This window comes from Staphylococcus sp. EG-SA-10, from assembly GCF_017151945.1.
In the GTDB taxonomy this organism is placed as follows: domain Bacteria; phylum Bacillota; class Bacilli; order Staphylococcales; family Staphylococcaceae; genus Staphylococcus; species Staphylococcus aureus.
This window is the reverse complement of the sequence record NZ_JACVZJ010000035.1, coordinates 1-11,514: the sequence shown is the minus strand read 5'-3', so window position 1 is coordinate 11,514 and position 11,514 is coordinate 1. Positions and strand designations below refer to the sequence as shown.

The following is an 11,514-nucleotide window of genomic DNA, read 5'->3' as shown; positions in this document are numbered from 1 at the left end:
CATCAGTAATCTAATAAAAACTAGTAATAGTTATAAATGAGGACCTGTTAATTATTAATTGAATCATAAATTAATTAACTCTTCTTCCTTAAAGTATGGTTATAATAATAAGTATTAAACCAAAGGGGTGATTTTTTTGGTATTTATAAGTGTTTTTTCTTTACTCATTGCCATGTTATCATTGAGCGTTACTTTTTATAATGTTATGAGAACTTGGGATAAACAAAAATTTAATATTTCTTATCGATTTCTAAATTGTTATTTTATACCTAATAAAGGTTTTTATAGTCATTTTCAAATTGTAAATAATTCGTCAGAACCTATTTCAATTACTGGTATTTTTATCAATGAAGTTTTATGTGATACAGATGAAAAAATTATAATTAAAATAAATGATGAACCAACCCTTAAAACTCAATCAATTCCATTTCTAATTGAGAGTTATGGCGCTAAAAACTTTTATTGTTATTTTAAAAAACATGAAAATATTTATTTTTATAAAAATCTAAACTTAGAGATTAGAACTTCTCGTGGAATAGTAACTGCTAAAATTGATACTTCAAATCAATTTCTACTTCCAATTACAGATTTATTAAATAAGTATTAAAATAAACCTTATTTTCAAATTCTTACTTATATAAATCTGTTTCTTTTACAAAAGTACCGTTAATTGTTTTACCTTTTCGATTTTTAATTTCATCATAGGCATACTGTAAGCATTCTTCTAATGTCCATCCTTGCTGTTGAGCTAGTATAATTAGAGTTACTACAGTATCGCCTATCCCGTCTTTTAGAGCTTCTTTGTCACTTCTCGATAAAGCAGCAGCAATTTCTCCCGCTTCTTCGAAAAACTTAAGTGCTTGTCGATCTGGTTTAGCTAAATGTAAATTTTTTTCAATACTCCATTCCTCTACTTTATGTATTAAATTCTTCATTTATAATTCTCCTTATCTATATACAACTTTGTACTTTTTTACATCGGTATAAATATTGATTAGAACACAAATTAATTATTTATCTACTTTGATTGGTGAACTTAAATCTAAACCTTTTGAAATAAATTCAACTGCCATAGACAATTGATGTTTGCCAATTGAATCCCTTTTGTTATCTTCATTTAAATTTCCTGTATTAACTTTATTTAGATTAAAATTTGCACTGATTAACAAATCCAAAACTGTATATTCAATTCTTGTATTAGTACTTAATTCTCTTTCGTATTCTAATTGAGTATATAAGTTGAAATTTTTCTTATATTCCATTACACCAATTGCATCTGTTTGCAAACTTATATTGCTTAACTGTGTGTTTTCTTTACCTTTTAAGGTATATGTATTGTAAGTTAAGCGTTTTACAATTAATGTTTCTTTTCCATTTTTATCTAAAAATTTAAATTCCATATACTATCACTTCCAATCAATACTGTTATGTTTTAAATGCAGTTTAACTATTTCTTAATATTCCACACCATTTTTAATTACTGTTTCATATATATAGCTAATGCTAAATATTAAATCCGAGTTGTCCATATTGTTCGCCTTTAAAATCATTAATTCGCTTCTTAGCAATTGTAATGTACCAGCTCTTATCCAATTGACGAGGTGTCTTTTTACCTATAATATTTCGATTATCAATAAAACAATTAGCTGGTGTGTAACCTATCTTTTCAGTTTTATTATTTTTAACTTTCATTAATGATTTATCATTTATATCATTAGACGCAAAAACTCTAAATACTCGTTCGTTCATCACTTGATTACCATAAATTGCATGCTGGTACTTACCACTGATTTTTACTATTTTTTGAAATTGAATTAAATCATCACATTCTCTTATTGTTTTTTCAACTGGTACATTTTTAATAAAATAATCAACAACAGCTTTGTTTACTATAGGTAAGTCATTATCTAAATCATTTAATTTTTTTACGTATGTCCCCTTAGATTTATAAATATTTTTTCTTTCATTAACTAAAATATAATTATTGACGTCTTTTTGAATAACATGAGTGAAATGGTCAAATTCTAATTCCATATGAGTGCGAGTTTCCCATTCGAAGCAGATATCATCAATTAATTCAAAATCCTCTAGTTTGTGCATCTTAATCAAAATACCATCTGTATTACTTTGAATAATTTCACAATGTGGTTCTAATTTTTCGATTAAATCAAGTAGTAAAAGCATGCCAGCAACACAAACGTTATTTGCTTGCCTTGGATCATATAAACCATTATGTTTATCTTTCATCGCTCCATAGGTACTATTTAAAACAATCTTAAAAGGCGCTTGTCGTTTATCTTTTTTAGCTTTTAATTCTAGTCGTCTATCTCTTATTTGACGATATTTTTTCTTATTAGGAACATTTCTGCTTAAATAGTCATACTCAATCATTAGTGCAGGATAATAAGATTGAACATCAACATTTAAAAAGTAACCTTTAGCAAAATAATTCTTTCTAGCTCCATGCAATCCACCCCATGCGAAGTCATGTGGTATTCCTGCAACATTTAATTTTAGTGTTTGATTATAATTTCTTGTTGTTTGGTAAAAATTGATCACTTCATGATATTTATTAATTCTTAAAGTATCGGGTATAGAAAAGTCCATTTCATCATCACGTTTTACTTTAGGTTGTTGAGCTTCAAGTATTAAAGCACTTAATTGTGCTTTCGTTTTATTGATATATTTTATAGGTAAATTAAAAGTTTGTATTAAAGCAATCTGTGATTCAAATTCTTCAAACCTCTTCATAAACACTTGAATTGTTTGTTCTACATCATGTTTACAATATATAACTGATTCATGTATTTCACTTTCAGTCAATTTTCTATCTACATCAAAATTTACACTTGTTTCTCTTATATCGTTACCCATGAAAGCTTCTAATTGCTTTAATGAATGGAACCCTGTTTGAACATCGTAGTTAAACAACTGTATTTTGTGTAATACTCTTGAAAATTGCCAACCCTTATTTTTATCTTTCACAATAAAATCATTAATTTCTTTAGGATTAAATCCTGACAGTATTCCTTTTAAAATCCATTGATCATAATCTCGACTGTTATATCCAACCCAAAAATCTGTTTTATGTTTCTTATAAAAATCCGTTAATTCTTCTGTGTCATTTATAATTGTATGAGTTTGTTTAGTATCTGAATCAACAATGACAACTAACCAATCATATTTAAAAACTTCAAAATCATAAAAAAGTATCGCAATCACACCCCTATTAATAAAATGTTTTAACTACACTAATTGAAATGGCGGCGATTATGAATTATGGATTTTATTAAAGAAAAATTGCAATATAAATGAGAGGACTTTTAAATTATTATATTTAATACCTTTTAGCTCTCTATAATCATTCTGTTTTTCATTTTAACTGTATTAATTTTATTTGCTTTTATTCGAACAATAAGCAATGACATAATCTATGTTTTTAGTAGAAGCCAAAATATTATATATTAAATTTATAGCCCGAAATAAATCGGGCTATTTAATTGTTATTCTGTTTCAAACACTTCAGTAATTTTGTATTGTTGATATCCTTTTTTATCAGTTTTGATTTCTAATGCGAGTTCTGAATCAACTAATTCTTCTGCTAAATCTAACACTAAATCATTGTATTGTTTGAAACCTTTAAAGAATACTGTACTCTCATCTTCTTCATCTTGGTCTAATAAACTTCGTAGCATTACATTGTTTTTATGTACTTGGTAACCAATAGCTTTATCATTACTTGGTTGCATTACACCGTTGTACCAAATTTTCTCATCAGTAAATTCGCCTTCTAAAATAACGAATGTAATTGTTAACATTGGGTCGCCTTTTTTACTTTGTTTTAATACCATGTTTTCTAATGCTACTTCATATTCGCCATCCGGAATATCAGGAAAATCACTGTTTTTAGCGTCATTAATTGCATTTTTAATTTCTTCATTATCTATTTGTTTATCAAATTTATCCCAGTTAATCGTTTCAGTCATAGTTAAATCATTCCTTTTCTTATAATGTTATGTCGTGTTGTTATATTATTCATATGCCATAATATCTTTTGGTGTGTTGAAGGTGAACTTAAGTGTGACCACATAAAATTCACCGTACTTATTGTTCTTACAATCAATCGTTTGTGATGTTAAGTTACTTTTCTCTTCATCTCTAGCTTCTTCAATAATTCGTTGTGCTTCTGATCGTGTTGTTGCAAAATGTTGTTCTGTTGTATTTAATTCTCTTCTCATGATGTTTATTCTCCAATCTATTCAGCATTTTTACGTCTACTTCTTCTAGTACGTTTAGGTTCATCTTCTGTTTCATTTTCTTCTTTTGCTTCTTCAACTACTTCTTTAGTAGATGATTTTCGTTTTCTAGTTTTTCGTTTAGGTTCTTCAATGACTTCTTCTGTTTCTTCTTCGCCTGGTGGTACTTGTTCAACTGCTTCTTCAACTTCTACGGATTCTTTCTTTTTTCTTCCACGTTTTGTTTTAGGTTTTTCTTCAATAATTTCTGTAGAAATTGGTTCAACTTGCTTTTTAGTTTTAGACGTGACTTTAGCATGTGATGCTTTTTGAGCTGCTACTAATTCTTGTACAAATTCATTTTTATTTAATTCACAAGTATCATTTAAGAAATTGAAACGTCCACCACCGAACACATTACGCTGTTTCGATAGTTGTAATAAACGTTCGCCATCTCCATTAATAAAAGCTCGAACTGTTAAATCAACCGTACCCGTTGTGAAGTTAGCAGTCTTATCGTCAATGTTTGGTATAAAGTTAGTGCGAATTGCTCCACCTTTTAGCGTTGTTTCTGATTTAACTTCTTTACTAATATATATGATTTGATATCCTAAATTTTTAAGTCGTTTAATGGCATTATTAAATTCCGTTTTAACCATTGCCCAACCTTTCCCATAACCACCATCTGACTCATGTTCCCAACCATTTTTATCAAACACGTAAATTCTACAATGCTCTCTTAAATCTTCGAATAAGTCTATTGCTATTGCTTTAAAACCACTTTCAGTATCAGTTTCTAATTCTGAAATAATTTCTAAAAATTGTTCCCACGCAAATTTACGTTTCGTAATTCTACCTTCTTTAGTAACTTCATCTTTAATGTATACTACAGGCGACGTTGTATTATCAGTATTACCATCAGTATTTAAAAATAATAAGTCATCAAACTGGTCTACAAATGTAGATTTTCCTACATAGGAATCTCCATAAATCCAAAAATCAGGACGTTCATCAATTTTCTTCTCTCGTCGTATATTCTTAGGTAGTGTCATAATTAATTCTCCTTCTTCATTTCTTAGTTGTTCTAAATACTCAGGTGCAAATCTAGGATTACAAGCAAAACATTCATCTTTTGGATTTTCTAACCAATCAAATGTTTTATTTCGAATAGCATTAGAGATTTCCCTACATTCATTTAAGAAATAAATGATATCCATTTCTTGTGGTTCAATTTTGATAAAAGTCACTTTTAATTTTTTCATTGTTTGATGTAACCTATTTCTAAATTGAATAATACTTTCATCTTTCTTTTGTCTTATATTTGATTTGGGTAAAAATAAGTACCCCATTGAAATAATGTTGTACCCTTCTTCTTCTAAGTAATGTTTATATATTTGGAGTTGAGGCGATTCTTTATATTTATCTACTGCATTACTATATTTGAAATCAATGATGGCAATGTCATTTGTAGCTTTTCGTTTAACTATCAAATCAACAAACCCAATGAATTCAGGTTTATTAATTTGAAACTCATGTATAAACTCATAATCGTTATAAAAATTGATATTAGTATCAATTTTTGCTAACCACGTTTCTGCTTTTTCAAGGTTATGTTCTAATTTAATTGCTTCATTAATGACATCATCAGTGACAATTGGGAAAGCATTGAAGTATTCATTAAGCATTGCGTCTTTGCCTTTTTCGATACCAGTGTGTAATGCATGACCAACTATAAGTGGGCTGTTTGCTTCATAGTTTGGTAATTCAGTGAGTTTATCGATATATCTTAATTTGAAGTGATAAGGGCAACGTTTAAATAAATCAACTCTTGAATAACTAAATTGCATCAAACCACCTCAACTTCCAATTTTGAAAATCTTTAGGTCGTAACACATATGCATAACCACCTGCTTCACGAATTTGGTTCATACGTTCTTTTTGTATACCTCTAACAATTCCAGTATTAGTTTTTAGTTCAATACCATGAAATTGACCATTGATACAAGCTAATATGTCGGGTATTCCATTTACAGTAAATTGGTTACCTGCCCAATATTTAACTGCAAATACATTAGGTTGTGATTTTAAAAATTGCATTACGTCTTTTTGAAAAGCCGCTTCATTTTTATAATGTTTAGTCAATATGACCACCTTCATATTCGAAATTAAATTTTGTAGCTGGTTTATCTAACGCATTAATCAATGAATTCCAAATAGTAGATTTTCGAATTACTTTTTGGAAGAAATCTTCACCATTTTCATAAACATCTATTAATTTAAAGTTTCTACAACCTAACCATAATTGATCTCGGTTTTTGTACAATAAGTTCAAAGTATTTTGAATATGCTCCTCCTCCATTGTTATAGGCTCTAAAACATCACCTTCTCTGGTGGTCCATCTTGTATCATTTAAAATTTCTTCTGTATATCTCTTACTTCTATTCATGTTGATGCCTCCTTAAATAATTCATCATTGTAATCTTTGCCATCGACTAAAGTTTGATAGTTTTTCCATTCATATGTACCTAGAGTTAACATGTAATAGTAAAAGCATGGTCTTTCTTGCCCTATACGATGCGTTCGTTTTTTACTTTGTTCAAAATATGAAACGCGATTGGGCAAACCAAAAAAGATGATTTTATTTGCTTTTTGAAGATTGTGACCAAAACTGCCACTTTGATATTGGACGAGTGTCACACTGTTTTTACAATTCTCATATGATTTTTTATCTACTATCTCACCGTTGATATAAGATATAGGTTTACTTAATTCATCCACTATATTTTCAATTGCTTCTTTTTCTAAATTGTACTGATAGAAAATAATCAATCTATCTTCAGTACTTTCAATCAATTCTTTTAACATAACTAATTTATTTTGATTAAATGCAGTACAAAGTAATCTTGCGTTCATATTACCTACAGATGCCGTTTCTGCAATTAATTTTCTATCAGATAGTGTGACAATACCTTCTTTAATAAATTCATCATATTCTTTTGTCTTTTTTGGTTTTAAGAAAATATTAGTTTGAGTTGGTAAATCAAAAACTTCTTCAGTTTTCATAAACACACAACCATATTGTCGTAATTTCTTTTTCAACCTATCTATATTTTTATAACCAATGATTTTATACTTCATTTCATTTTCGTCCCATTGTCTATTTGTATAATGAGACAAAAACATACTCTCTTTAATCTTCCATCCTAATAAGTGAATTTGAGTTATTAATTCTTCATACTTACCATCGATTGGTGTACCACTTAATAAAATGATATTGTCGGGATTTAATTCATTTACAATCAGTTTAGTACGTTTTGATTTAGGATTTTTGATATATTGAGATTCATCTAAAAGCAATGTAAATTTTTTTAATTTTTTCAGTTCAGGTCTCGCTATAGCTTTTTCATAATTAATGATTAAAATACTATTTGGTTTTATATTCTCAATACGTTGTTTATCAAAAATGATGATTTCATAATCATCTGAATAATAATCTTTAAAATGCTGGTACCAATCAGTTATTTTTGATTTTTGACAGACAACTAAATTGTAGGGGGTATTTAATTCCCACAACTTTTCTGAACCAACAAATGTTTTACCTAAACCCATATCAAGATAGTAAGCAACTTTATTATGTTGTTCTGTCATATCGAGTGCCTTTTGTTGATGAGCATAAAGCTTAATTTCATTCATAAAACTAAACACCTTTCTTAACTAATATCTGCCCACGCATTACCGATATAATATAGTTCTTCATCCGTTCATGTGACTCTGGATATACTTCTAATATCTGTAATAACTTATTATTTGTTTTATAACTATCGTGATAATGTAAAAAATTAATAATAATCTGTGAGGTTGATGTCTGTTCGATTTCCAATAAGCAGTTTTCATTTGTTTTCTTAAACTCATCAAATAGTTGTTGATATAGAACAAACATCTTTTCATTAGCATCATTCTTCATTGTTGTCATCATCCTTGTCGTCATCTATACCTAAAATTTTTTTAATTTATACATTTCGATAACATTTGCGATATCGTGGTAATCATTTTCGTTATTCAATAAATTAGCAAGACCTGCAATATCTCCAAGCGCACAATGTGACGATGATGTAGTATGTCCATTACTAACCCCTACAGTTGAAAAAAGTAAAGCGTCAAATTCAGTTTCTTTATTGATTTCATTCACTAATTCAAACAATTCTCCATTCTTTTTAGCCAATAAATCTCTTAATTCTTCCTGCGTCATGTCTTTATATTTTTTAGTCATTGTTGTCTTCCCCCAAAATTGATATAATTTATTTGTTAATTGTTTTTTTAATTTCTGATTGCTAATTGCCGTTAGCAGTCAGTTTTTTTATTCTCTAAAAAAATACTCATCATAGAAAATGAATATTGCAATGCCAGTACTTGCAGCAATTACCCATGCTGTCGTGAAGTACAGAAATGGCATTAAACAAATTGCTAAAATTGTTATACACATTACTGCTATGATGTAACTTTTATATGTGTTAGACATTCGCATCCTCCCTGACTTAATACTTCGTGAACAATTCCTAGTTCATACATTTTGTTAAACTAATAAGTTGCCATTTCATCACTCATTGTGACCCCTACCTATTCTGTTAATTTCATTTCTAATTGGTACGTTGTTTCATATGATGGTTGCCATCTCTCTACAAATCTAATCGCTTCTTGATATCGTCCACGAGGTATACAGTTGTAACTCGGTACGTCGAAAATATTTTTAATACTTTTATATATTTCAGCGAATAACTTTCTTGATACTTCGTCGTAGAAACCGTTAAATTTGTTTCTCACAATTTCCGCAACTTTTTGAGCAACTAACCTTTGAATATGTTTCGCTTCTCCATGCATAATTGGATATGTTTCTTCGATTTTAGTAACACGTTCATCTAATTCTGTGTTGCCCTGTGCTATTAATTGAATTTGTTCTGATGTAGTTAATGGTTTTGTTTGGTATGTTCCCGTTCTTCTTAGTGATGGTAAAACTTCCGAAGTTACCCAACGTTTGAACCTCTTCGCATTTTCTAATTTGCTAGAAAAGATTAAACTGTATAATCCAGATTCGTTGATGATCGTTACATTTCTGTTTTGACCTGACGTAACGATTCGTGACGTCAGCTTATCTTCCTCATCTACATGGTCAGATAAAGTTTTTCTTGAATTTGTGTAACCTAATATGTCAGCAACATCTTTTCCTATAAAATATGGTTCACCGTCAACTTCTAATGTCCTTACTGGTAATTCTTCAAAATTAAATGTTTGTAATTCTTGCAAATTTTTTTGCTCCTTTCATGTATAATTTAGATATCTCCTAATGGAAGGAGGTGATAGATATGAAAAACGTTTACGCTTGTTTACTTGGTGAATGGGTTAATTTGTCTAATAAAGAAAACGTAATTATCGATAACTCATATAACGATGTAAATCATTGGTATAAAGAAAAAATCGATACACTGTTTGATTACGATTACATCAATATTGAGATTGATAATGTTCACTACCGTATTCATCCAAGTTTCATCCAAGTTTTAACTAAGTGATTTCTTAAGTACTTCACAGCTGTGACTGTCAAGCTCCACCTTGACGGTCTTATGGCTGTATACTCTTTCAACTTCTTGCACAATTCTGTCCCATTCATATTTGGGCATGCCATTGATACCTTCTAAAATTTTGTTCAAACGATTTTGTGGTTCTTTCATTTGAGTTTCCTCCTTGATTCTTTATTATTTAAATTTATTGCTATTGACACGATTGAAAGAATCATTGCTAAAATACTTACGATTAACCAAAACATTTGTCATTCCTCCTATTAATTTATTTTTCTTCATCTCACACCTTTTAAATCCTTAATTTGTATAACTTTCTCGTTCTCTAGTTTTATTTTCAGTTGATCATTCAGAATTTTTTTCATACAATCAGCTCGTTCTGTTTCGTTTTTGAATAATTGACTATTACTCATGTGGTTAATGTCCTCCAATTCGATTGATTAGCGTTTGATAAGCATCTAATACTTGCGGATAAAGGTATAACACTCTTGTGCCTACTCGTCTTGTCACTGCTACAATTTCAGGTTCATAGACTATCTTTTGTATTAGCGTTGCTTTACTTAAACCTGTAATCTCCACTAAATCTTTAATATCAACGGTTGCAACTTGCCTCTTGTAGGTACTTAAAATTTCATCAACTTTCTTTTGTACTAATTCGTTAATTATTGCTTCATTCAGTTGAATATTTAACATGTTGTTCACTCCTTTATAATTCAATTCTATTGAACTTCTGTGTTAAAAAAATAAATTGGAATCTCTGACTCTTTAATTTCTAACAAGTTTACAGCTTTAAATATTTCTCTGTCTTTCCAACCAACTTTATTATTAAGTTTTAACGATATACTCCTTTCCGACAATTGCATTGCATGAGCAAAGCTATATCTGCTACCAAATTTCTCAACTATTTTCCCATTTAAACTTGAATAATCAAAACGCATAAATATCCCTCCTTTTTAGTTCAATTTTTTTGAACTTTATGAACTTAATTTATCACATTAAAAATTAATACGCAATACTTTTGTTCATATTTTTTGAATGTAGTTATTGAACTTTTGTTCAAAATTGTCTATAATTTATCTATAAGTTGCATTGGAGGTTTCTTAAAATGAAAGAATCATTTAGTTCTAGATTGAAGAAAGCAATGTTAGATAAACAAATGAAACAAATAGACATTATAAATAAATCTAAATTACTAAGTGATAACGGTGCTAAAATAACCAAAACCGATTTAAGCCAATATGTAAATGGTAAAACTAGCCCTGGACAAAAGAAACTTTATGTTTTATCTAAAGTTCTAGATGTTAGCGAAGCTTGGCTGTTGGGTTATGATGTATCACCTAAACGTCCTACTGATGAGGAACGTCATTTAAATCAAAATGAACAAATCATCGCAGCACATATAAAAGATGATGTCACAGATGAAGAGATGAAAGAAATCGTGAACTTCATCGAATATATTAAAATCAAAAGAAATACAAATTCAAATAGCGATAAATAAAGAAAGACGCTCATTTTACTAATCATTGTATTAGTATTACTACGTCTTTCTTTTTTTATATATCAAATTATGCATAATTAAACGGTTCTCCACCAAATGTGGTGGGTATATAATTTAAAGAACTATTTTAAATTACAACTTTTAGAGTTTTTATTATTAGGCGGCCAGTCCATTATTGGGCTTGGTTGTCTTCTTTTTTTCTCCTTTG

18 protein-coding genes and 1 pseudogene are annotated in these 11,514 nt (G+C 29.1%); 3 read left to right on the top strand and 16 right to left on the bottom strand.

Annotation, left to right across the window (positions count from 1 at the left end; all coding sequences use genetic code 11):
* Nucleotides 1-127 precede the first annotated feature (127 nt).
* Nucleotides 128-607 (top strand): hypothetical protein, encoded by a 480-nt coding sequence (locus tag IDG45_RS13330; protein ID WP_224108959.1) that lies wholly within the window; start codon nucleotides 128-130, stop codon nucleotides 605-607.
* 22 nt (nucleotides 608-629) lie between these two features.
* Here IDG45_RS13330 and IDG45_RS13325 read toward each other — a convergent pair whose 3' ends face one another.
* The 13 genes and pseudogenes from IDG45_RS13325 to IDG45_RS13265 all read right to left on the bottom strand — a co-directional run bounded on the left by IDG45_RS13325 (nucleotide 630) and on the right by IDG45_RS13265 (nucleotide 9,536).
* Nucleotides 630-935 (bottom strand): MazG-like family protein, encoded by a 306-nt coding sequence (locus IDG45_RS13325; RefSeq protein WP_000792984.1) that lies wholly within the window; start codon nucleotides 933-935, stop codon nucleotides 630-632.
* A 75-nt stretch (nucleotides 936-1,010) separates the two neighbouring features.
* Nucleotides 1,011-1,400 carry a hypothetical protein gene (locus IDG45_RS13320; protein WP_000394569.1) on the bottom strand — a complete coding sequence of 130 codons (390 nt, stop codon included), beginning with the start codon at nucleotides 1,398-1,400 and terminating at the stop codon, nucleotides 1,011-1,013.
* A 103-nt stretch (nucleotides 1,401-1,503) separates the two neighbouring features.
* Nucleotides 1,504-3,222, bottom strand: a complete 1,719-nt coding sequence (locus IDG45_RS13315; RefSeq protein WP_000560476.1) for a hypothetical protein — start codon at nucleotides 3,220-3,222, stop codon at nucleotides 1,504-1,506.
* A 281-nt stretch (nucleotides 3,223-3,503) separates the two neighbouring features.
* The gene (locus IDG45_RS13310) at nucleotides 3,504-3,986 is read right to left on the bottom strand and encodes a DUF669 domain-containing protein (protein ID WP_000140895.1); all 483 of its coding nucleotides are present in this window, start codon (nucleotides 3,984-3,986) and stop codon (nucleotides 3,504-3,506) included.
* Nucleotides 3,987-4,031: 45 nt separating this feature from the next.
* Complete coding sequence (locus tag IDG45_RS13305; protein ID WP_001250666.1) at nucleotides 4,032-4,238, bottom strand: hypothetical protein; 207 nt, start codon at nucleotides 4,236-4,238, stop codon at nucleotides 4,032-4,034.
* Between the two features lie 17 nt (nucleotides 4,239-4,255).
* Nucleotides 4,256-6,082, bottom strand: coding sequence for an AAA family ATPase (locus tag IDG45_RS13300; protein WP_031927619.1), 1,827 nt, complete (start codon nucleotides 6,080-6,082; stop codon nucleotides 4,256-4,258).
* The gene (locus IDG45_RS13295; RefSeq protein ID WP_000160835.1) at nucleotides 6,072-6,377 is read right to left on the bottom strand and encodes a VRR-NUC domain-containing protein; all 306 of its coding nucleotides are present in this window, start codon (nucleotides 6,375-6,377) and stop codon (nucleotides 6,072-6,074) included. Before IDG45_RS13295 ends, IDG45_RS13300 begins: the two co-directional genes overlap by 11 nt.
* Nucleotides 6,370-6,681, bottom strand: coding sequence for a hypothetical protein (locus tag IDG45_RS13290; protein ID WP_001082075.1), 312 nt, complete (start codon nucleotides 6,679-6,681; stop codon nucleotides 6,370-6,372). The genes IDG45_RS13295 and IDG45_RS13290 overlap by 8 nt, the downstream gene beginning before the upstream one ends.
* On the bottom strand, nucleotides 6,678-7,928 hold the full coding sequence (locus IDG45_RS13285) for an SNF2-related protein (RefSeq protein WP_001002734.1): 1,251 nt from the start codon (nucleotides 7,926-7,928) through the stop codon (nucleotides 6,678-6,680). The genes IDG45_RS13290 and IDG45_RS13285 overlap by 4 nt, the downstream gene beginning before the upstream one ends.
* 4 nt (nucleotides 7,929-7,932) lie before the next feature.
* Nucleotides 7,933-8,199, bottom strand: a complete 267-nt coding sequence (locus IDG45_RS13280; protein ID WP_000786635.1) for a hypothetical protein — start codon at nucleotides 8,197-8,199, stop codon at nucleotides 7,933-7,935.
* Nucleotides 8,189-8,505: pseudogene (locus tag IDG45_RS13275) on the bottom strand (DUF2482 family protein). The gene IDG45_RS13280 and the pseudogene IDG45_RS13275 overlap by 11 nt, the downstream one beginning before the upstream one ends.
* Nucleotides 8,506-8,592: 87 nt before the next feature.
* Nucleotides 8,593-8,754: a DUF1270 family protein gene (locus IDG45_RS13270; protein ID WP_000072840.1), complete on the bottom strand. Its 162-nt coding sequence runs from the start codon at nucleotides 8,752-8,754 to the stop codon at nucleotides 8,593-8,595.
* Nucleotides 8,755-8,852: 98 nt separating this feature from the next.
* The gene (locus IDG45_RS13265; RefSeq protein WP_111063754.1) at nucleotides 8,853-9,536 is read right to left on the bottom strand and encodes a BRO family protein; all 684 of its coding nucleotides are present in this window, start codon (nucleotides 9,534-9,536) and stop codon (nucleotides 8,853-8,855) included.
* A gap of 59 nt (nucleotides 9,537-9,595) precedes the next feature.
* Here IDG45_RS13265 and IDG45_RS13260 point away from each other — a divergent pair, with 59 nt between their 5' ends.
* Nucleotides 9,596-9,802 (top strand): hypothetical protein, encoded by a 207-nt coding sequence (locus IDG45_RS13260; RefSeq protein WP_000800340.1) that lies wholly within the window; start codon nucleotides 9,596-9,598, stop codon nucleotides 9,800-9,802.
* On the opposite strand, the gene IDG45_RS13255 is transcribed toward IDG45_RS13260, so the two are convergent.
* From IDG45_RS13255 to IDG45_RS13245, 3 genes are all read right to left on the bottom strand, one after another.
* Nucleotides 9,791-9,961 (bottom strand): hypothetical protein, encoded by a 171-nt coding sequence (locus IDG45_RS13255; RefSeq protein WP_000662665.1) that lies wholly within the window; start codon nucleotides 9,959-9,961, stop codon nucleotides 9,791-9,793. The genes IDG45_RS13260 and IDG45_RS13255 overlap by 12 nt on opposite strands.
* A 264-nt stretch (nucleotides 9,962-10,225) precedes the next feature.
* Nucleotides 10,226-10,501 carry a hypothetical protein gene (locus IDG45_RS13250; RefSeq protein ID WP_000932237.1) on the bottom strand — a complete coding sequence of 92 codons (276 nt, stop codon included), beginning with the start codon at nucleotides 10,499-10,501 and terminating at the stop codon, nucleotides 10,226-10,228.
* 26 nt (nucleotides 10,502-10,527) lie between these two features.
* Nucleotides 10,528-10,746: a DUF739 family protein gene (locus IDG45_RS13245; protein ID WP_001209962.1), complete on the bottom strand. Its 219-nt coding sequence runs from the start codon at nucleotides 10,744-10,746 to the stop codon at nucleotides 10,528-10,530.
* Between the two features lie 167 nt (nucleotides 10,747-10,913).
* On the opposite strand from IDG45_RS13245, the gene IDG45_RS13240 reads away from it, so the two are divergent.
* Entirely contained in the window at nucleotides 10,914-11,306 is a 393-nt protein-coding gene (locus IDG45_RS13240) for a helix-turn-helix domain-containing protein (protein WP_000664916.1), read from the top strand.
* The last annotated feature ends 208 nt before the right edge of the window (nucleotides 11,307-11,514 follow it).

What these genes read in the sequence shown, in the direction of transcription:
- IDG45_RS13270 (WP_000072840.1), bottom strand. Translation starts at nt 8,754, where the DNA reads ATGTCTAACACATATAAAAGTTACATCATAGCAGTAATGTGTATAACA.
- IDG45_RS13325 (WP_000792984.1), bottom strand. Translation starts at nt 935, where the DNA reads ATGAAGAATTTAATACATAAAGTAGAGGAATGGAGTATTGAAAAAAAT.
- IDG45_RS13245 (WP_001209962.1), bottom strand. Translation starts at nt 10,746, where the DNA reads ATGCGTTTTGATTATTCAAGTTTAAATGGGAAAATAGTTGAGAAATTT.
- IDG45_RS13240 (WP_000664916.1), top strand. Translation starts at nt 10,914, where the DNA reads ATGAAAGAATCATTTAGTTCTAGATTGAAGAAAGCAATGTTAGATAAA.
- IDG45_RS13255 (WP_000662665.1), bottom strand. Translation starts at nt 9,961, where the DNA reads ATGAAAGAACCACAAAATCGTTTGAACAAAATTTTAGAAGGTATCAAT.
- IDG45_RS13305 (WP_001250666.1), bottom strand. Translation starts at nt 4,238, where the DNA reads ATGAGAAGAGAATTAAATACAACAGAACAACATTTTGCAACAACACGA.
- IDG45_RS13250 (WP_000932237.1), bottom strand. Translation starts at nt 10,501, where the DNA reads ATGTTAAATATTCAACTGAATGAAGCAATAATTAACGAATTAGTACAA.
- IDG45_RS13320 (WP_000394569.1), bottom strand. Translation starts at nt 1,400, where the DNA reads ATGGAATTTAAATTTTTAGATAAAAATGGAAAAGAAACATTAATTGTA.
- IDG45_RS13300 (WP_031927619.1), bottom strand. Translation starts at nt 6,082, where the DNA reads ATGCAATTTAGTTATTCAAGAGTTGATTTATTTAAACGTTGCCCTTAT.
- IDG45_RS13285 (WP_001002734.1), bottom strand. Translation starts at nt 7,928, where the DNA reads ATGAATGAAATTAAGCTTTATGCTCATCAACAAAAGGCACTCGATATG.
- IDG45_RS13310 (WP_000140895.1), bottom strand. Translation starts at nt 3,986, where the DNA reads ATGACTGAAACGATTAACTGGGATAAATTTGATAAACAAATAGATAAT.
- IDG45_RS13280 (WP_000786635.1), bottom strand. Translation starts at nt 8,199, where the DNA reads ATGAAGAATGATGCTAATGAAAAGATGTTTGTTCTATATCAACAACTA.
- IDG45_RS13260 (WP_000800340.1), top strand. Translation starts at nt 9,596, where the DNA reads ATGAAAAACGTTTACGCTTGTTTACTTGGTGAATGGGTTAATTTGTCT.
- IDG45_RS13290 (WP_001082075.1), bottom strand. Translation starts at nt 6,681, where the DNA reads ATGAATAGAAGTAAGAGATATACAGAAGAAATTTTAAATGATACAAGA.